The sequence below is a fragment of the Dinoroseobacter sp. S124A genome, from assembly GCF_049801015.1.
Taxonomy (GTDB): Bacteria; Pseudomonadota; Alphaproteobacteria; order Rhodobacterales; family Rhodobacteraceae; genus Dinoroseobacter.
In genome coordinates, this window is sequence record NZ_JBNAGD010000013.1 from 46,208 (window position 1) to 64,486 (window position 18,279).

At 65.8% G+C, this 18,279-nt stretch carries 22 protein-coding genes and 1 tRNA gene; 7 read left to right on the forward strand and 16 right to left on the reverse strand.

Translation table 11 applies throughout. The features are described from left to right. Positions 1–6: 6 nt before the first annotated feature. From rpmI to pyk, 5 genes are all read right to left on the reverse strand, one after another. The gene (gene rpmI, locus ACP15I_RS21285; RefSeq protein ID WP_424968729.1) at positions 7–207 is read right to left on the reverse strand and encodes a 50S ribosomal protein L35; all 201 of its coding nucleotides are present in this window, start codon (positions 205–207) and stop codon (positions 7–9) included. Between the two features lie 136 nt (positions 208–343). After that, entirely contained in the window at positions 344–733 is a 390-nt protein-coding gene (locus ACP15I_RS21290; RefSeq protein WP_424968730.1) for a nuclear transport factor 2 family protein, read from the reverse strand. Between the two features lie 219 nt (positions 734–952). Continuing rightward, complete coding sequence (locus tag ACP15I_RS21295) at positions 953–1,423, reverse strand: GNAT family N-acetyltransferase (RefSeq protein ID WP_424976592.1); 471 nt, start codon at positions 1,421–1,423, stop codon at positions 953–955. Between the two features lie 75 nt (positions 1,424–1,498). Beyond that, positions 1,499–1,723 (reverse strand): hypothetical protein, encoded by a 225-nt coding sequence (locus ACP15I_RS21300; RefSeq protein ID WP_424976593.1) that lies wholly within the window; start codon positions 1,721–1,723, stop codon positions 1,499–1,501. A 7-nt stretch (positions 1,724–1,730) separates the two neighbouring features. Continuing rightward, positions 1,731–3,179, reverse strand: coding sequence for a pyruvate kinase (pyk, locus tag ACP15I_RS21305; protein ID WP_424976594.1), 1,449 nt, complete (start codon positions 3,177–3,179; stop codon positions 1,731–1,733). Positions 3,180–3,314: 135 nt separating this feature from the next. On the opposite strand from pyk, the gene ACP15I_RS21310 reads away from it, so the two are divergent. Both ACP15I_RS21310 and ACP15I_RS21315 read left to right on the forward strand, forming a co-directional pair. Then, the gene (locus ACP15I_RS21310) at positions 3,315–4,076 is read left to right on the forward strand and encodes an N-formylglutamate amidohydrolase (RefSeq protein WP_424976595.1); all 762 of its coding nucleotides are present in this window, start codon (positions 3,315–3,317) and stop codon (positions 4,074–4,076) included. A gap of 10 nt (positions 4,077–4,086) precedes the next feature. Then, on the forward strand, positions 4,087–4,404 hold the full coding sequence (locus tag ACP15I_RS21315; RefSeq protein WP_424968750.1) for a DUF1244 domain-containing protein: 318 nt from the start codon (positions 4,087–4,089) through the stop codon (positions 4,402–4,404). A gap of 205 nt (positions 4,405–4,609) precedes the next feature. Here the strand turns inward: ACP15I_RS21315 and ACP15I_RS21320 are convergent, their stop codons facing one another. From ACP15I_RS21320 to ACP15I_RS21330, 3 genes are all read right to left on the reverse strand, one after another. Next, positions 4,610–5,251, reverse strand: a complete 642-nt coding sequence (locus ACP15I_RS21320; protein ID WP_424976596.1) for a PEBP family protein — start codon at positions 5,249–5,251, stop codon at positions 4,610–4,612. A gap of 91 nt (positions 5,252–5,342) precedes the next feature. Continuing rightward, a complete protein-coding gene (locus tag ACP15I_RS21325) occupies positions 5,343–6,125 on the reverse strand; it encodes a 3-methyl-2-oxobutanoate hydroxymethyltransferase (RefSeq protein WP_424976597.1) in 783 nt (260 codons plus the stop codon). Positions 6,126–6,128: 3 nt separating this feature from the next. Further along, positions 6,129–7,109, reverse strand: a complete 981-nt coding sequence (locus ACP15I_RS21330; RefSeq protein ID WP_424976598.1) for a sterol desaturase family protein — start codon at positions 7,107–7,109, stop codon at positions 6,129–6,131. Positions 7,110–7,214: 105 nt separating this feature from the next. Between ACP15I_RS21330 and ACP15I_RS21335 the strand changes: the two genes are divergently transcribed. Further along, a complete protein-coding gene (locus ACP15I_RS21335; protein WP_424976599.1) occupies positions 7,215–8,138 on the forward strand; it encodes a LysR family transcriptional regulator in 924 nt (307 codons plus the stop codon). On the opposite strand, the gene ACP15I_RS21340 is transcribed toward ACP15I_RS21335, so the two are convergent. After that, positions 8,135–8,617, reverse strand: a complete 483-nt coding sequence (locus ACP15I_RS21340; protein WP_424976600.1) for a hypothetical protein — start codon at positions 8,615–8,617, stop codon at positions 8,135–8,137. The genes ACP15I_RS21335 and ACP15I_RS21340 overlap by 4 nt on opposite strands. Before the next feature lie 72 nt (positions 8,618–8,689). Then, positions 8,690–9,691: an agmatine deiminase family protein gene (locus tag ACP15I_RS21345; protein ID WP_424976601.1), complete on the reverse strand. Its 1,002-nt coding sequence runs from the start codon at positions 9,689–9,691 to the stop codon at positions 8,690–8,692. 136 nt (positions 9,692–9,827) lie between these two features. Here ACP15I_RS21345 and ACP15I_RS21350 point away from each other — a divergent pair, with 136 nt between their 5' ends. Further along, on the forward strand, positions 9,828–10,322 hold the full coding sequence (locus tag ACP15I_RS21350) for a hypothetical protein (protein WP_424976602.1): 495 nt from the start codon (positions 9,828–9,830) through the stop codon (positions 10,320–10,322). 6 nt (positions 10,323–10,328) lie between these two features. Here ACP15I_RS21350 and ACP15I_RS21355 read toward each other — a convergent pair whose 3' ends face one another. Next, complete coding sequence (locus ACP15I_RS21355) at positions 10,329–11,183, reverse strand: D-amino-acid transaminase (RefSeq protein WP_424976603.1); 855 nt, start codon at positions 11,181–11,183, stop codon at positions 10,329–10,331. Between the two features lie 256 nt (positions 11,184–11,439). Here ACP15I_RS21355 and ACP15I_RS21360 point away from each other — a divergent pair, with 256 nt between their 5' ends. Continuing rightward, positions 11,440–11,877 (forward strand): hypothetical protein, encoded by a 438-nt coding sequence (locus tag ACP15I_RS21360; protein ID WP_424976604.1) that lies wholly within the window; start codon positions 11,440–11,442, stop codon positions 11,875–11,877. Positions 11,878–11,880: 3 nt separating this feature from the next. Here ACP15I_RS21360 and ACP15I_RS21365 read toward each other — a convergent pair whose 3' ends face one another. The 3 genes from ACP15I_RS21365 to ACP15I_RS21375 all read right to left on the reverse strand — a co-directional run bounded on the left by ACP15I_RS21365 (position 11,881) and on the right by ACP15I_RS21375 (position 14,260). Continuing rightward, a complete protein-coding gene (locus ACP15I_RS21365) occupies positions 11,881–12,651 on the reverse strand; it encodes a YbaY family lipoprotein (RefSeq protein ID WP_424976606.1) in 771 nt (256 codons plus the stop codon). Positions 12,652–12,675: 24 nt separating this feature from the next. Further along, the gene (locus ACP15I_RS21370) at positions 12,676–13,638 is read right to left on the reverse strand and encodes an acetyl-CoA carboxylase carboxyltransferase subunit alpha (RefSeq protein WP_424968745.1); all 963 of its coding nucleotides are present in this window, start codon (positions 13,636–13,638) and stop codon (positions 12,676–12,678) included. A gap of 546 nt (positions 13,639–14,184) precedes the next feature. Further along, a tRNA-Trp gene (locus ACP15I_RS21375) sits at positions 14,185–14,260 on the reverse strand. 123 nt (positions 14,261–14,383) lie between these two features. Between ACP15I_RS21375 and ACP15I_RS21380 the strand changes: the two genes are divergently transcribed. Next, positions 14,384–15,271 (forward strand): hypothetical protein, encoded by an 888-nt coding sequence (locus tag ACP15I_RS21380; RefSeq protein WP_424976607.1) that lies wholly within the window; start codon positions 14,384–14,386, stop codon positions 15,269–15,271. Here ACP15I_RS21380 and ACP15I_RS21385 read toward each other — a convergent pair. Then, a complete protein-coding gene (locus tag ACP15I_RS21385; RefSeq protein WP_424976608.1) occupies positions 15,268–15,921 on the reverse strand; it encodes a CatB-related O-acetyltransferase in 654 nt (217 codons plus the stop codon). The two genes, ACP15I_RS21380 and ACP15I_RS21385, sit on opposite strands and share 4 nt — an antisense overlap. A gap of 486 nt (positions 15,922–16,407) precedes the next feature. Here ACP15I_RS21385 and ACP15I_RS21390 point away from each other — a divergent pair, with 486 nt between their 5' ends. Beyond that, positions 16,408–16,821 carry a hypothetical protein gene (locus ACP15I_RS21390; RefSeq protein ID WP_424976609.1) on the forward strand — a complete coding sequence of 138 codons (414 nt, stop codon included), beginning with the start codon at positions 16,408–16,410 and terminating at the stop codon, positions 16,819–16,821. Positions 16,822–17,099: 278 nt separating this feature from the next. Here the strand turns inward: ACP15I_RS21390 and tuf are convergent, their stop codons facing one another. Beyond that, entirely contained in the window at positions 17,100–18,275 is a 1,176-nt protein-coding gene (gene tuf, locus ACP15I_RS21395) for an elongation factor Tu (RefSeq protein ID WP_424968117.1), read from the reverse strand. Between the last annotated feature and the right edge of the window lie 4 nt (positions 18,276–18,279).

An 18,279-nucleotide genomic window follows, 5' to 3' on the forward strand; every position in this document is an offset into this window, starting at 1 on the left:
GTCTCCTTAGCGCGAGTAGGGCATGTAGGACTTGACGATCTTCGCATCGGGCGCGCTGAGGGTCGTGGTGCCCCGCGCGGTGCGAATGAACTTCGTGGTCCGCTTGATCATGCCGTGGCGCTTGCCGGCTTGACCGGCTTTGACCTTGCCACTGGCCGTCATCTTGAAGCGCTTCTTGGCGCTCGACTTCGTCTTCATCTTGGGCATTTGCGTCTCCTGTCGTCTACGCTTGATCCCGCGACTCGGCATGCCACTTGGGCCGGTCTCGGGCTTGAGCGTGCGCGTGTAGGACAGGTGCCGGGAATTGGCAAGCCCTTTGCGCGCAAAGGGCAGAAGGACGCGGTCAGCCCCCGGCCTGACGGGCGTAGTCCTCGGCATCGAACCAGCCAAGGGATTTCTGGACCTTGAGATCCGCGTCGAGCTCCCATTCCTCCCAGCCGCGCACATTGAGCGGACGCCCGGACGTGGCGTCATGTCCGGTGAAGGTCCAGACATAGATCACATGCGCGCCCGCCCCTCGGATCGCATCGCAGCTCAGCCGCAGGTCCGGCACATCCGCGAAGAAGCCCGCTGCCATTTCGGCCACCTTTGCGCGCCCCTCCCACGGGGTGCCGCGATTGATGGTGATCCCGCCGCCCTCGGCATAAAACGCCGCGACCGCATTCGGGTCGCCGGAATTCCATGCGGCCGTATAGGCCTCGGCCAGTGCATCGAGCGTGTCTTGCGTGGTCATCGATCCCTCCCTGATCCATGGCCGCGAGCCTGTCAGAGCAGGATCCCGCTGTCGAGTATCGCCGCGCAGAGGCTAGAGGGGGCAGATCATCGTTGTCGCACTGCGAAACCCGGACAGCGCCCGGAACGGGCCGAGATGCATGGTATCCCCCGCCACGAACCCCTCGCGTTCATACAGAGCGCGGGCCCTTGGATTGGTGTCGATCACATCGAGCCGCACCTACCCGCGCGCGGTCTGCTTGATCGCGGTCAAGAGCGCACGGCCAATCCCCTGCCCGCGCCCCGAGGCCTCGACCATGATCCCGTCCATCAACAGAATGCCCGGCGTCACCGGACGCTCCAGCACCGACAGCCCGAGACCCCGCCACCACGCGCCGAACCCGCCATAAACTGCGCGCAGATCCGCCATCTCGCCGCCCATGAACCCGCCCTCGGCGGTCTTGAACCCTGCCACCCCCAGAAGCCGCCCATCCGGTCCCAGGGCGCTGATCGCGAAATCCGGGTCGGCCACCTGCCGAAGGAAGCTCAGCGCCTTGGCCTCCGGGTCCATGAGCCGATGCAATTTGCCTTGGAAAGCCTGCCAGTACAGGGCGGCGGCGCGGTCGCGCTGCGCCTCGGGGAAACCGGCGCGCACCACAATGTCAGCGCGCGGCGTTTCGGGTTTCGGGGGGTCGGAAGGGGGATGCGTCATGCACCAGACGTGGCCATGCCCCCCGGCCGATGCAAGGCGCCCGCGCAGATCTCGGATCTGCGCCACCGCGTCCCCTCAGTCGGACATCACCCGGAAAAGCTTGACCACCGCGATGGGCACATCCTCGATCCGGAGGCCATCCGGATCGGTATACCAGGCAATCCCCAGCAAAAGCAGACCGACCCCGCCCAGGGCGAGGGTCGGCCAGAGCGACCGCTCCTCGATGGAGGCCACGAGGCTGCGCGTTACGGAGAACACGACACAGAGCAGTCCGCAGACCAGTGTCAGCTCCGTCAGCATGGACGCCTCAGCCCGGTTCGGTCGAGAAGATCAGCCGTTCCTCACAGGGCGCCACACGCAGAATGTTGGTGCTGCCCGCCTGGTTGAAGGGGACACCCGCCACGACGAGGATCTGATCGGCCTCGGTGGCGAACTCTTCGGTTCGCGCGGCCCGAGCCGCGGCGACCACCGCCATCTTGAAGCGCGAGATCTCGGTGACCATCACGCAATGGGCCCCCCATGTCAGGCAGAGCTTGCGCGCCGTACCAAGACGGCTGGTCAGGGCAATGATCGGCACGCGCGGTTTCTCGCGGCTGACCTTGGACACGGTGGTTCCGGATTCCGAGAAGCAGCAGATCGCCTTGATCCCCGAGGTGGTCTCGGCGATCTCGCGGGCCGCCGAAACGATCCCGTCCGCCACGGTGGAGCGGGCCCCGGGGCGCGAGGCCTCGATCACCTGACGGTAGGTCGGGTCACTCTCGACCTCGATGGCCACGTTGTTCATCGTCCGCACGGCCTCGATCGGGAACTGGCCAGCGGCGGATTCCGCACTGAGCATCACCGCATCCGCGCCCTCATAAATGGCCGCGGCCACGTCCGACACCTCGGCACGGGTCGGCATGGGCGAGGTGATCATGCTCTCGAGCATCTGGGTCGCCACGATGACCGGCTTGGCCTCGCGCCGCGCTCCGCGCACGAGGCGCTTCTGGATCGGCGGGACCTTCTGCACCGGCAGCTCGACCCCGAGATCGCCGCGCGCGACCATGATCCCGTCCGAGGCCGCGAGGATTTCTTCATAGGCCTCGACGGCGGCGGGTTTCTCGATCTTGGACAAAATCGCCGCCCGGCCCCCGGCCAGCTTGCGCGCCTCCTGCACGTCCTCGGCGCGCTGCACGAAGGACAGCGCCAGCCATTCCACACCCAGGGTGCAGACAAAATCCAGATCCGCCCGGTCCTTGTCCGACAGCGCCGCCAACGGCAGCACCACATCGGGCACGTTCACGCCCTTGCGGTCGGAAATCTCGCCCGCGACGGTCACTTCGGTCTCGGCGAAGTCGGCCCCGCAATCGGTGACCTTCAGCACGACCTTGCCGTCATTGACCAGAAGCCGCGCGCCGGGTTCCAGCGCGTCGAAAATCTCCTTGTGGGGCAGGCAGACGCGGGTCGCATCCCCCTCGGCCGGATCGAGATCCAGACGGAAGGCCTGTCCCAGTTCCAGCTGATGCGGTCCATCGGCAAAGGCCCCGACCCGCAGCTTCGGACCCTGCAGATCCGCGAGGATCGCGATGGGGCGCCCGGTGTCTTTCTCAACCTGCCGGATAATCTCATGCCGCGCGGCCACATCTTCGTGGCTGCCATGGCTCATATTCAGGCGGAAAACATCTGCGCCCGTCTCGAACAATTCTCGAATGGTCTCATAATCACTGGAGCTCGGGCCCAGCGTTGCAACAATTTTCAGGTTTCTATGGCGTCTCACAATCGGCTCCCTCGGTCCGGACGGTCCCGTCGCCGTTAGCGGTATCACGTCGCCCAGCGGCTTTCCATGGCGTTTTGCAGTTGCAGCAGGCAGAGGTCTGGTCCCGGCCCGCAAAGGAGGCTATGGCCTAGGCGCATGACGACAGGATTACAGACGGATGGCCCCGCCTTTCTCGAGGTTGCCGGCCCCGCGCAGTCAGACTGGGTGCTGGTCTGCGATCACGCCCGCAACCGCGTGCCGATCACGGTCGCCGGAGGCGATCTGGGCCTGCCCGCCGAGGATATGGCCCGTCATATCGCCTTTGACCCCGGGGCCGAGGGCGTGACACGGGCCTTGGCGGCCGAACTGGGCGCGCCTGCGGTGATCTCGACCTTCTCGCGGCTGGTGATCGATCCGAACAGGTCCGAGGACGATCCCACGCTGCTGATGCGGCTCTATGACGGGACGATCATACCCGGTAACCGCCATGCGGATGCCACCGAGCGCGCCCGCCGGATCGCCGATTGGCACCGGCCCTACCACGACGCAGTGGGCGCGATGCTGCTGCGGCATCCCGAGGCCCTGCTGGTCTCGATCCACTCTTTCACACCGCAGCTGCGCGGACGCGCTCCGCGGCCTTGGCATATCGGCGTGCTTTATGCCGAGGATGCGCGGCTCGCGCGGCCCTTCATCGCCGCCGCCGAGGGCGAGACCGATCTCTGCGTCGGGGATAACAAACCCTATTCCGGTCACCTGCCCGGCGACACGATGGACCGCCACGGCGTGCAGCCCGGACGCCCCCATGTCTTGATCGAGCTGCGCAACGACCTCATTTCAACCCCAGAGACGCAATCCGCCTGGGGACGCCGCCTTGCCGGGCTGCTGCAGGTGGCAAAATCCCAGATGGAGGAGACCTGACTTGGCAGATATCGACCCGCAGACCCAGATCGAGCTCGAGGCCGCCGCCTTTCGCACCCTGCGCAAGCACCTGATGGAAGAGCGCACCGATGTGCAGAACATCGACATGATGAACCTTGCCGGGTTCTGTCGGAACTGCCTGAGCCGCTGGTATCAGGAAGCCGCCGCAGAAAAGGGCATCACGCTGGGCAAGGAAGAAGCACGCGAGATCTTCTACGGCATGCCCATGTCCGAATGGAAAGCCAATTACCAGACCGAGGCCAACGCGGCGCAGAAGGCCGAGTTTGACGTGGCCTTCAAGGAAAACGTGACCGACAAGCAGGGCTGAACACCCCCGGGGCAGACTGCAGGGTCAGCCCCGGGACACTTCGCTGTCCCGCCGCACCAATGTCAGAGCGAGGCCGACCGCAGCGCGAGTGGCGATGCCGACCGCACCCGCCGCGCAGCTAGGGCGCGCCGCGGGTCCTCAGCGCGGCCCATGTGGCGCGGGCATCCCTGACGGCCCTTCGATCTGCGCGCGCCCAATTGCGGTTTTACTCCACGATCCCCCGGCAGAGGATGGTGTTGCTCTGCTCCAGATCCGGCCCCCAGACGAAGGCGGCGTCGGGATGCCAGTCGATCCGGTTATACCCCCCTTTGGGCGAGACCTGCCGGGCGGAATAGACCGTGGCCGGGGCCCAATCGGATGCGTCGAAGCCGGGGGCGTCCCAGCCTGCGGGCTCCTCCGAGATCTCGAACGCACACGCCCCCTCGCCCGCGACCGGGTTCGGCTCGGCCTCGCAGCTTTTGTCCAGCGGTGCGGTATGGATCACGAGGCATCGCCACGCCGCGCTGCTGACGGCGACAACCTCGCCCGCGCCATTGGTGATCTGGGCGATGACGCCCCCATCGCCCATCTGTTGCCGCCGGGATCCGATGTATTCGAGACCAGTATCATTCTCGATGAAGTCCTTGGCGACGAGCCCGATCACGAAGGGGCGCGTGGCCTCGAACCCGAAGCTTTCGGCGTTGAAGGATCGTTCGGTGGTGATCGGAACGCTGTCTTCGGCCACAGAAACGCCGTTCACGCGCATCTCGAACCAGTTATCCGCCCAGATATCGGCGAAAAAGGGCTCTGCGGCGTAGGCTGGCGGACAGGCCACCAGACAGGCCATGAGGGAAAAGGGCTTGATCATCAGATGCTCCGCTTGGCTATGCAGAGAGTAATACGTGCCATGGCGCGGTTTCCGTCGCGGCCACGCCAGATCAGGTCCCCCGACCGGGCCGCTAAGGCGCGTCAAACACCTCTTCCAGCACCTCCTCCGCCATGCCGACGGAATGGCCGGGCTCCGGAAACGTGCCGCCGGTGACATCGGCGATGTATTCGCGATAGGCCGCGATCCGCTCCGCCTGCAGGCGGGCGCGCTCGGCGGCGAAGTTGCGATAGGTCTTGGCGTGGCGCGGGATATGGCCGGTGGTCTCGCCAAGCAGATCCGCCGAGAACAGGTATTGCGCGTCACAATCGGGCCCCGACCCGAGCGAGATCGTCAGCATGCTTGTCCGCGCGGTGACCTCGCGGGCGAGCGGGGCGGCGACAACCTCCAACTCGACGGCGAAGGCCCCGGCAGCCTCGAAATCCCGGACCTGCTGCCAGACCATGCGGGCCTGATCCGCGGTCTTGCCCACGGCGCGGAACCCGCCGGTCCAGGTCGCCTTGGGCGGCACCAGCCCCACATGGCAGATCACCGGCACGCCTTCGCGCGCCAGCACTTCGACCACGGCGGGGCTCATCCCGCAATAGACCGACTGCGCCCCGGCCCCCATGGCGGCCATGGCCGTGCGCAGCGCCTCGGTCGCCGAAGCATGGCTGCCCCAGGGCAGGCCGTACTGGAAATGGGTGTCCGGCACAGCCCGGGCGAACTGCGCCCGCTCCGGCACGAAGGCCGTGCCGATCATGTCCATTCCGGCCTCGGCGGCGGCGCGCGCCTCTTCCTCGCGGGCGACCTGGACATAGGCGAGCTTGCGCTGACCCTTGGCGGCCAGCAGGTCCATGACCGTCAGTCCCCCCATTGCTCAGCTACCCATAATGCGCTTGCGGCGCTCTTTCATGCGGGCATCCGCCTCGACCGTCCCGTCGTGGAAGGACCCGAAGAGCTTGTCCCACGGGATCTCGAGCGAGCCGTAATTGCACTCGAAATACCGGTGGTGCATCTGGTGGTGAAAGGTGCCCAGCGCGAGGCGGTTCTCATCCTTGACCACCAGCCCCTCAAACCCCGTATGGGTCGTGGCCGCCGTCAGGGTGTAATACTGCATGTGGAACAGGATATGCACCGGATGGGCCGCGACGACCCAGTGGATCAGCACGGTCCCGAGATAGATCACATGCTCCACCGGATGCATGGACATACCCGACCACGGTCCGACATTGATGTTGCGGTGATGCAGCGAGTGCACATGCTTGTAGAGAAACGGCACATGCAGCAACCGGTGGATCCAGTAGAAGTAAAAGCTCTCCCAGACCGGGATGAGCAGGAAGAGCGCGATGAACCAGACCGGGTTGGCCGCCCATGTCAGCATCGGCGCATAGCCATTGGCCATGGCCCAGAACATCAGCACCTCATAGGCCGTCCAGATCGTCACCCCGCTCGCCAGCGTCCAGAACATGTTATCCCGGATCTGCCCGCCGAGGGTGAACTGACGCCCGTTCTTCATCAGCGGACGCGGGTCGTATTTCAGCCGCTGCCCCTGCTTGGTGAAGGTATAGAAATAGAGATGCAGCCCCCCGGCCACCACGCTCATCAGAACCATGTTGCGCAGCCACATCTCGGCGATCCAGCCAAAGGCGAGCGTCTTGGTTTCCGACAGCGGCGGCTGGAACCAATAGAACGAGGCGCAGGCGATGCCGAGAATGATCAGCTTCTCGGTGATCAGGAACCACGAGTTCCAGACCCAGCGCAGCATTTCGGCCGGGCGCAGGGGCCAGCTGAAGAAGGGGGACACCTTGATCGGGACATTCGGAACATGGTTCCAGCCCTTGAGCGGAGCATCAGACATGGGCACCTCGGGGATCGACATGGGGTTTTCCCGAGTTTGACAGATCGGGTTTCGCATGAAAAAGAGATTTAACGGATCAATAACCGCTGATTTTCCGAGGTTACGATGGCAATCTCCTTGCGTGCGATGTCCTATTTCGTGACCGCCCTCCGGCATGGCAATATCGCGCGCGCGGCAGGCGAGCTGAACATCGCGGCCTCGGCGGTCTCGGCGGCGATTGACCAGATCGAGGCGGAGTTTGACCTGACCCTCGTGACTCGTCAGCGGGCGCGGGGCATTCAGGGCACGGCAAACGGTCTGGCCATCGCGCGCAAGTTCGAGCGGCTGCTGGAGGATTACCGCGCGATCCTGACCGAGACCGAGGATCTCAAACAGGCGCTCGGCGGCCGTTTGCGGATCGGGTATTACGCGCCCATCGCACCCGCCTTTCTGCCCCGGATCCTGCATGAGAGCCTAGCGGACCCGGGCGCTGTCCAGCTGGAGCTGGAGGAATGCGACAATATCAGCGCGCAGGACGGCCTGCTGAACGGGACCTATGACATCATCCTGTTCGTCAGCGAGGATGTCCGCCCGATGATCTCTTACGAGATGCTGGTGGAGGCTCCGGCCTATTGCCTGATGCCACGCGATCATCCGCTGGCCGGGCGGGCCGAGATCTCCCTCGCGGAGATCGCGCAAGGGCCGCTGGTGGTGCTGAACCGTCCGGTTGCGGCGGCCTATTACGCCCGGATCCTCAAGGCTCAGGCGACGCCCCCGCATATCGCGGCCTATGCCAGTTCGACCGAGATGGTGCGTAGCCTCGTGGGCGCGGGCCATGGCAGCGCGATCCTGAACATGCGCCCCCGCAGCGCCACAAGCTATGGCGGCGACGGGCTTGTCGCCCTGCCGATCTCGGACCCGCTCCCGGCGCTGAGTCTCGCGATCGCCTATGACACCTCCCGCCCCCGCCGTCTGGTACAGCATGTGGTCGAGGCCTGCCGCGCGCATTTCGCGGACCCGCATCAGGATCACTGCATCGTAACGCTTTAACCGCCGGGCCCGCAGACGGGCTCAACCGGACAATAGGCGTCGGTGAACCGATCCATCAGCGCCGCCACCCCGTCCTCGAGGGGCAAGATCCCCTCAAGTGAACACAAGTAGTCCTGATGGGGCGCTAGCTGATCCAGAAAGGTCAGGGACCAGCCTTCCTCCACCGCCAACATCTGCTCGGCGGAATAGAGAAGGTGATCGACAAAGGCGATATAGGCCCCGCCCTCATCGGACTGGACCAACTGGCAGGCATCGATTGGTCGCGCAAACTCCGGCCGGGTCGCCGCCAGCGCCAGATGGGCGCGATAGGCGTCGCGGGCCGATTGCTCTCGCTGAACCAGGTCGGCGTGATCCAGCTGGATCTTGGCCCCAACCAGGGCCGCAATCGCCACGCAGGCGGTGACCAGCGCGGCCATCGCCTCGATCCCGCTTGCATGTTTCGTCCACCAGCCCATGGCCTGTCCTTTTCCGTCGCGCATCTGCCCAAGGGGTGCAGGCTCCGCGACCGGGTTTCAAGGCCGAACCCGCCCCGACCCCGCGCGCGGCAGGGCTCAGCCCGCGGGCATCTGCTGGGTGGCGCAGTGGATCCCACCCCCCAGCTCGCCCAGCGGATCGACATTGAGCATGACGATCTCGCGCCCGGGATAGTGCCGCGCCAATGCCTGCGCCGCGATCTCATCTGTCTCTGCATCACCGAAGTAGGGGGCGATCACCGCACCGTTGCAGACATAGTAATTCGCGTAGGAGGCCACGAAGTCCGGATGCTCGATCCGGGCGCGGGTCGGCTCGGGGATCACCTCGATCTCGAGCCCGGCCGCGGCAAGGATGTCATGGGTTTCCAGTGCGGCCTTGTGGAACGGGTCCCGGGGGTCGGGCCTGTCCGGCAGGGTAATAAGAACCCGCTCGGGTCCGGTAAAGCGCGCGAGGCTGTCGATGTGGTAATCGGTGATGTCCTCGCCGACGAGTCCCGGGCTCCAGATGATCCGCTCCGCCCCGAGCGCCGTGCAGAGCCGCGCACCGATCTCGTCGCGCGACAGGCCGGGATTGCGGTTCGGGTTCACCCAGGAGCTCTCATGCGCCATGAGCAGGCCATGGCCGCTCTGTTCCACCCCGCCGCCCTCTCCGACCAGCCCGGAGGGCAGAAGCGGCAGGTCGAGCCGCTCGGCCACCCGCGCCGCAATGGCAGCGTCATTCCTGTGAGGCTGCCGCCTGCCCCAACCGTTGAACTGGATCTGCCGCTGGGCGAGCGTTCCGTCACTGCCTTGAACGAAGATCGGCCCGGCATCCCGGCACCAGAGGTCATCGGTCGGGATGTCCCAAAGCGTCACCCCGTCCGACAGCCCCCGCCGCGCGCGGCGATGCTCGGCCCCATCGGCCAGCAGATAGACCGGCTCGAACTCTGCGATCGCGTTGGCGATGTCGGTGATGGTTTGCTGGACCATCTCGCGAAAGATCCGGTCGCGATAGACCTTGGGATGGACCGGCCATTGCATGAAGGTCGCCTGATGCGGGGCCTCCTCGGCGGGCATGACATGGGTCTGCGGATCTGTCATCGCGGGTCCTTTCGGTGGGTGCCCGAGCCTAACACAACCGGTCGCGCACGCACGCCCTCGCACTGACACAAGCGTGACCCTGCGTGATCGCCAAACCGGCTAGGACTTGGGGATCCCCGTCTGCCGAAGGTCCGCCATGCCGCGCAAATCCTCCAAGACCCGCTCGAAATCTGCCAAGACACCCGCCGCGACCGAGATGCCGACGCGGCGCGAGACCCTGAGGACCTTTCGCAACGGCGCGCTCGGCGCGCTGGTGCTGGGTGGGATCGGGGTGTTTTCGGTGAATGCGGTGCGCGCCACCATCGCCGAGCAGGATCTGAGCGTGATCGGAACGGGGCTGCCCACCATCGTGCAGATCCACGACCCGCAATGCACGCTCTGCATCGAATTGCAGCGCGAGACCCGCAAGGCTCTGGAAGGGTTTGACAGCGACATGGTCGCCTACCGGATCGCGAGCATCCGCACCCCGGACGGGACCGCCTTTGCCCATCGGCACGGGCAGTCCCATGTCACACTGGTGCTGCTCGATGGGGCGGGCGCGGTGCAGCAGATCCTGCAGGGGGTGCGCCCGGCAGACGAGCTACGCGGGCATTTCGATGCGTTGATCGCGCGCGACGCCCCGCGCGGCTAGCGCCCGTCAGACCGCCTTGGCGCGGCTTTCCTCAAGATAGATCTCGCGCAGGCGCAGGGCCACGGGGCCCGGGGTGCCCTCGCCCACCTGTGCGCCATCCACTTCAACGACGGGCATCACAAAGGTCGACGCCGAGGTGATGAACGCCTCGCGGGCATTCTGCGCCTCTTCGATGGTGAAGGGACGCTCTTCGACCTTCATCTGCGCCTCACGGGCGAAGCGCAGCACCGCCGCGCGGGTGATCCCGTGCAGGATCTCGGTGCCCAGATGGCGGGTCACGATCGTGCCCTCCTGCGTGACGATATAGGCGTTGTTCGAGGTGCCCTCGGTCACCGCCCCATCCTCAACCATCCAGGCGTCATCGACCCCGGCGGCCTTGGCCATCATCTTGCCCATGGACGGGTAGAGCAGCTGCACGGTCTTGATATCGCGACGACCCCAGCGCGCATCCTCGATCGAGATCACCTTGATGCCGCTTTGCACAGCAGGCGCATCGGCCAGCGTCTTGGTCTGGGTAAACAGCACCAGCGACGGCACTGGCTCGGCAGGATAGGCGAAATCCCGGTCCGCCGCCCCGCGCGTCACCTGCAGGTAAACCATGCCCTCGGTGACCTCGTTACGGGCCACAAGCTCGCGATGGATCTCCAGCAACTCATCCATGGTGCAGGGCGCGGGCATCTCCAGCTCGGCCAGAGACCGCTCCAGCCGCTTGGCATGGCCCTCGAAATCCACCAGCTTGCCCTCAAGCACGCTGGTCACCTCATAAACGCCATCCGCAAAGAGAAACCCCCTGTCAAAGACCGAGATCTTGGCCTCTTCTTCGGGCACGTAGTCTCCGTTGACATAGACAATGCGGCTCATGGGATCCTCCGGGGTGACGCGTGGTTCCGGCGATATGGCGGGGCGGGCGCGACCGGGTCAAGCGCCGAGTTGCGATCGGCGACATCAGGGCCCAGTCTGCCGCCATGGGCGCGCGGCGCCTGTGCCCCCCGGCCCAGCGCATAGGGGCAAGGCGCGGATACGGCGGCCAGGGTCGTGCCCCCGCGACGGCGGCGCCATGACGAGGCCGCGCCGCCAAGGGCATCGCCAAGCCCGCGCGGACCTCTATATCCGGGATATGCGCCTGATCATTCCCCTCCTCGCCGCTTGCCTCATCCCCCTGCCCGTCTCCGCGTGGGAGGCCGGCACCCAAGGCCCCCTCTGCACCCTGACCCATAGCGAACCCGGGGCCGAGATCCGCCTGACCTACGATTCGCGCGGGCCGGAATACACGATCACCCTGACCGCCCCGACCCCCTGGCCACGGCAACCGGTGTTCACCCTGCGCTTCGAGGGCGGGCCGGGTCTGGCCATCAGCACCGACCGGCATATCCTCTCGCCCGATGGGCGGTCGCTCACGGTGATCGATCGGGGCTTTGGCAATGTGCTGCGCGGGCTGGCGGAAAACCGGCAAGCGATCGGGCTGACAGGGCCCGGGATGCTGAGCTTCTCGCTGGACGGGGCGGCGCCAGAGGTCGCCAAGTTCGAGGCCTGCGGGACCGCACCGAGCGTCTGACCGCTAGCGGGGCGCCGCCTCGAAGCGCGCGACGTCCGTGCCCTGATCATCCAGAAGTCGCAGGGTCGGGCTGCCGCGGTCGCTGGACATCTCAAACCGGGTTGTGGCCTCCAACGCCCGGATCACCCCCTGCTCAAGGGCATCGCGCGGTGGGGGACAGGCCATCTTGGTCCCGGCCATGGGGGGCGGAAAGCGGAGCGTGTCGGTGCCAATCTCCGCCCTGCCCGAAAACCGGTTGCATCCGGCAAAGACAAGCACGGTCCCATCGGCGCGCAGCTCGAGGGTCGGCGCAGGCTCCGTTGCGACCGGCGCGCCCGCGAGTGCGACGAGCTGCCAGGAAAGACCGGTCAGGCGCGGCATCGCCGCCGGGCCGGGGCTGGCAACGGAGCGTTGCAGGATCAGCTCCACGCTCTGCCCCGCGCCGCCGGTCAGAACCCGGTAGGCTTGGGTCGTGCGAAACACCACCCGCCCCTCGGAATGGATCCGCGCGGCGACCGTATAGGTCAGACGCGGGTCGATCACCGCCGGATCATAGGGCAGCGCGAGGGTCATGGGCATGCCGGTCATCACCACCCGCTGACTGGCGATCCGGATCGCGGAGACATCCATGCGCGAGGTGTCCAGCAGCTCGATTTCGAGCTGCGCGTCCGGCGGCAGGGCGATCCGTTCGAGATAGGCCGCTTTGACGGTCAGGGTCTGCATCTCGGCGCGGCTCATGCCGACACTGGCCAGCAGCGCCAGAAGGCCGATCCACACCAGACGTCCCACTGCCATCGCCGTCCCTCCGTCGCGGTATCCTCAGGCGGCCAGCCCGCGCGAGCCCATGGCCAGAAACTTCGACCGGCGGTCCTTGATCAGGGCCTCGGGCGAGCGGTCGACGAGCTCGGCCAGCATGCCTTCGAGCGCCTTGCCGACCCGGACAATCGTGTCGTCCTTGTGACGCTGTGCGCCGCCCACGGGCTCGGGGATGATGCGGTCCACCACGCCCAGCGTGTGCAGATCCTGCGCCGTCAGACGCAGGGCCTCGGCGGCCTCTTTCATCTTCTCGGCATCCTTCCACAGGATGGAGGCGCAGCCCTCGGGTGAAATCACCGAATAGATCGAATGCTCGAGCATCGCCACGCGGTTCGCCGTGGCGAAGGCCACGGCCCCGCCCGAGCCGCCCTCGCCCACCACGACCGAAACCAGCGGCACGCCGATCTGCAGGCATTTCTCGGTGGCGCGCGCGATGGCCTCGGATTGGCCGCGCTCCTCGGCACCCTTGCCGGGATAGGCGCCGGGCGTGTCGACCAGCGTCAACACCGGCAGGCCAAAGCGATGGGCCATATCCATCAGACGGATCGCCTTGCGGTATCCCTCGGGGCGCGCCATGCCGAAATTCCGCTCGATCCGGGTCTTGGTGTCATGGCCCTTCTCATGGCCGATCACCACAACGGGACGGTCATTGAACCGCGCCAGCCCGCCCATCACCGCATGGTCATCGGCGAAGTTCCGGTCCCCGGCGAGGGGCGTGTATTCCTCGAACAGACCATTGATGTAATCCATGCAATGGGGCCGCCCGGGATGCCGCGCCACAAGGCATTTCTGCCAGGGCGAGAGATCGGCATAGAGATCCGCCAGAAGCTGCTCGGCCTTGCGGTCGAGGGCCGAGACCTCCTTCTCGATATCCATGGTGCCCGATGTGCGCGCCACGGCCCGCAATTCCTCGGCCTTGCCCTCAATCTCTGCGAGCGGCTTTTCGAAATCGAGATAGTTCTGCATCAACCCCTCCGGCTGTCTTGCTGCGCCTTATGGCCCCTCCGTCGCTGCGGCGCAACAGGGAGGGTGGGGCCCTGCGCCAATCCTGTGGGCTCCCGTCAGGACCCTGTGACGGTTCCCATGAGGAGTTCCGCCGGACGGGTATGGGCCTTGTCAGGGGCACGACGCATCTGTCGTGATCCGAGGTAAGCGCGGTGGCTGGCCCTGTGAAGGGGTTGCGACCCCTTGGCGGGTCGGAGGAGATACGCGAGTGCTATTGATCCGGGTGCCGTCGAAGCGCGTGGCCAGCGTATCGCGACCCAGAGTTTCTTTGGAAGATGGCGACATGCTTCGAGAAGGAACGAGCCCCGCAGTCGGACAACCTCGCTACCGCCTCACATGCGGCTCGGATGCGACCCCATCGCCTTCGCCCGGGAGCGCGGCCCACTAGTGGGACAATCAGGATAGGCTTTGAAAGTCTGGATCTACTCGGACAAGCGACATCGCACACCAACGCCGAAGCCCGCGCTCAACGCGTGCTCGTCTGTGCAATTGTGCGGAAACTGGTCTTGGCAGGGGCTGAGGGACTCGAACCCACGACCCTCGGTTTTGGAGACCGATGCTCTACCAACTGAGCTAAACCCCTAAGACCAAGGCGAGGGGTATGTGTTTCGGCAGAGGAAATCAAGGCGCTTTTCCCACTGATTTTGTCTGCGCCCTGCGCGGGGTGTCTTGCATATGGATCCGGCCAGCCGCATCTTGCGCGGCGATGTCGACCCCGTCCTCTGTCCCTGTCGCGCCGCCCCTTCCGGAGGCGTGCGCCGTCTTTGACACCAAGCCCTGGCGCGCGCCCGAGATCGTGGCCGCCGAGGCCCGGATCACCGTGCCCACCATGCTCGCCCCGCAGGAAAGACAGTTCTACTACTGGGCCGCGCGGGACTGGGCGCGCGGCGCGGGGGCGCAGGTGGATCTCGGGGCCTTTGCCGGAGGCTCGACGGCGCGGTTCGCCGCCGGGGCGCAAGCCGCAGGGCATGGCGCGATCATCCATGCCTATGACCGCTTTACCGCAAAGGAACAGACCAAGCAGAATGTGCTCTATGCGGCGGGCGTGGCACCGTTCGAGGGGCGGGACATCCTGCCGCTGGCGCAATCCTTCCTCACGCCCTGGGCAGCACAGATGCGCTACCATGTGGGGCATATCCCGGATCTGGGCTGGCCCGGCGGCAAGATCGAGCTGCTGGCGGTGGATGCCGCCAAAATCGCGACGACCACGGACCTGATCGCGGCGCAGTTCTTTCCGGCGCTGATCCCCGGGCGCAGCCTGCTCATCCAGCAGGATTTCCTGCACTGGTCCCAGCCCTGGCTCGCCGCACAGATGTGGCGCATGCGCCGCGCCTTCGCGCCCGTGGCCCATGCCCCCCGGGACACGGTCGCCTTCCTCTGCACGGCTCCGGTAACGCCCGAGATCATCGAGGCGGGCCGGATCTCGCAGGCCAGCGATGCAGAGCTTCTGGCGGATATCCGGGCCATGCGCGACGCGCTCCCGGCGGCTTGGGGGCTCAACGCGCGGATCCGCAAGACCGTCGCGGCCCTGCGCACCAATCCCGGGGTGCGGATCGCCTGGCAGATGCAGCCGCCGCCCGCCCCAGCCCCCTAAACCGCCGCTGCGCGCGCCTCCAGCGCGGCAATATCGCCGCCGCAGATCTCGGCCTCGGCGGCAAGGATCCGGTCGATTGGCCAGTCCCACCAAGCCAGCTCCAGCAGCCGGGCGACGATCTCGGGGGCGAATCTCTGGCGGATCACCCGCCCGGGATTGCCCGCCACGATGCTGTAATCGGGGATCTCACCCCCGACCACGGCCCCGGCACCGACGATCACGCCATGGCCCAGCCGCGCCCCGGGCAACACCATCGCATTGCGCCCGAACCAGCAATCATGGCCCACAATCGTCGGACGCGGCGCGCGCCCGGGCATCGAGGGGCGATCCGGCGACATCCCGTCGAAAATCGCAAAGGGAAAGGCACTGAACCCGTCATAGCGGTGATTGGCACTGTCGGTGACAAAGGACACCCCCATGGCCAGAGAGCAGAACTTGCCGATCTCAATCTGCTGGTCGCCGTACAGATAGGGAAAGAGCCGGCGCCGGAGGAGGTCCGGCTCGGGCATCTCGTCATCACTGTAATAGGTGTAGTCGCCGATGCGCAGCCCCGGCGCGTCGAGCACCGCGTTGAGAAAGACGGTGCCCTCATAGGCCGTGCCATCGGGAAAGACGATCGGGTGCCGGGTGTCCGGCGGGGGAAAGGGCATGGGAACCTCCGGAAGAGACTGTCCCCGAGTTATCCAAGCCGACCTTCCCGGAAAAGCACAAAACATGTCCGGCGCTCAGCTCCCGGACATAACTGATACGACAGGCGAAATCCTGCGGACACGACTCATCCCTAGAAGGGGCGCAATTCGAAGAGAGATAAAGGACCTTCCCCATGTTGCCCCCCCCCCCAACTGATTGCCGCCGCCCTTCTCGCGGGCGCGGCCCTCGCACAGGCCAGCGCTGTCAGCGCCGCAACGCTCTACGCCGACCGCGCCGCATTTGAGGCGGACACGGCGCCCAAGGGCGCGATCGATTTCGAGGATCTCCCCGACGGGTCTTCCTTCTCCGGGCAGGAATTGAGCGTCGGACCCATGCGCTTCTCGGGCGGTGTGACCCCGGGCAACGAGACCTGGAACGTGATCTCCCCCGTCGGATTTTGCGAGGGATATCATTCCATTGACGGCTCGCGTCACGCATGTGTCGGTGTGTCTGACCACGCACAAGTGCGCCTCGATTTCCTGACCGATGTCTCGGCCTGGGGCGCGGATTTCTCGGATATGGGCGACCAGGGACGCGAGACCGCCCTCAAGTTCTATGACGATGCGGACCAGCTGCTCTTCGAGTATGTCGCCGCAGATCAGGGCGAGCTTGAAAAGACCTTCATCGGTGTGGACTTCGAAGGCGAAAGCGCGAGCTACATGACCTTCTCGCTCTTTGCGCGCCTGCCGAGCCAAAACCTCGACGGATTCGGCATGGACAACGTCATCTTCACCTCTGTCCGCGATCCGGGTGCGCCTGCCCCCGTGCCACTCCCGCCTGCTGCCTTGCTGCTCGGCTCCGCTGCGGGCGGGTTGATGGGCCTCGGTCGCCTGCGCCGGAAACGGCAGGCCGCCGCCTGACCCCTACGATCACAGCGCGCGCCCGATGCCCGAGATCCATGTCCTGCCTGGATTTGCACCGGCGCATTTAACGGTGCTCAGACGCAGACCACCCTGAAATAGGCGTACCCCAAGCGGTGCCGCAGAGGCGGCTCCGCTTTTGCGTCGTTTGGAGGGGCCAGTCCGTCCCGGCACCGCACCAGACATCGCCCCCGGACACCGGGGCCGTAAGCCGCCCGGCATAACGAAAAAGGGGCGCTCTGAAGCGCCCCTTCGAAAGCCTTGTGGTTGAAACCGGCTTACTCGATGATTTTGGAGACGACGCCGGCGCCGACGGTGCGGCCGCCTTCGCGGATGGCGAAGCGGAGGCCGTCTTCCATGGCGATCGGGGCGATCAGCTCGACACCGAATTTCAGGTTGTCGCCCGGCATCACCATCTCGGTGCCTTCCGGCAGCGTCACGGTCCCGGTCACATCCGTCGTCCGGAAGTAGAACTGCGGACGGTAGTTCGCGAAGAACGGCGTGTGACGGCCACCTTCATCCTTGGTCAGGATATAGGCTTCGGCTTCGAACTTGGTGTGCGGCGTCACGGAGCCCGGCTTGCAGAGAACCTGACCACGCTCGACACCTTCACGGTCCACACCGCGCAACAGGGCGCCGATATTGTCGCCCGCTTCACCGCGATCCAGCAGCTTGCGGAACATTTCCACACCGGTGCAGGTCGTCTTGGTGGTGTCGCGGATGCCGACGATTTCGATCTCGTCGCCCACATTGATCACGCCACGCTCCACACGACCGGTCACAACCGTGCCGCGGCCGGAGATCGAGAACACGTCCTCGATCGGCATCAGGAAGGGCTGGTCCACGGCGCGCGCCGGGGTCGGGATGTAGTCATCCACAGCCGCCATCAGCTCGGCGATCTTCTCGGTGCCGATCGCGTCGTCACGGCCCTCGAGAGCCGCCAGGGCGGAGCCCGCAACGATCGGAATGTCGTCGCCCGGGTACTCGTAGCTGTCCAGAAGCTCGCGGATTTCCATCTCGACCAGCTCCAGGAGCTCTTCGTCGTCGACCTGGTCCACCTTGTTCATGAAGACGACCATGTAGGGGATGCCCACCTGACGGCCGAGCAGGATGTGCTCGCGGGTCTGGGGCATCGGGCCATCGGCCGCGTTCACCACGAGGATCGCGCCGTCCATCTGGGCCGCGCCGGTGATCATGTTCTTGACGTAGTCAGCGTGACCCGGGCAGTCCACATGGGCGTAGTGACGCGCGTCGGTCTCGTATTCCACATGCGCGGTCGAGATCGTGATCCCGCGGGCCTTCTCTTCCGGCGCGCCGTCAATCTCGTCATAGGCTTTGAAGTCGCCAAACTGCTTGGTGATCGCAGCCGTCAGCGTCGTCTTGCCGTGGTCAACATGCCCGATCGTGCCGATGTTAACATGCGGTTTAGAACGCTCAAACTTTTCCTTAGCCATGATG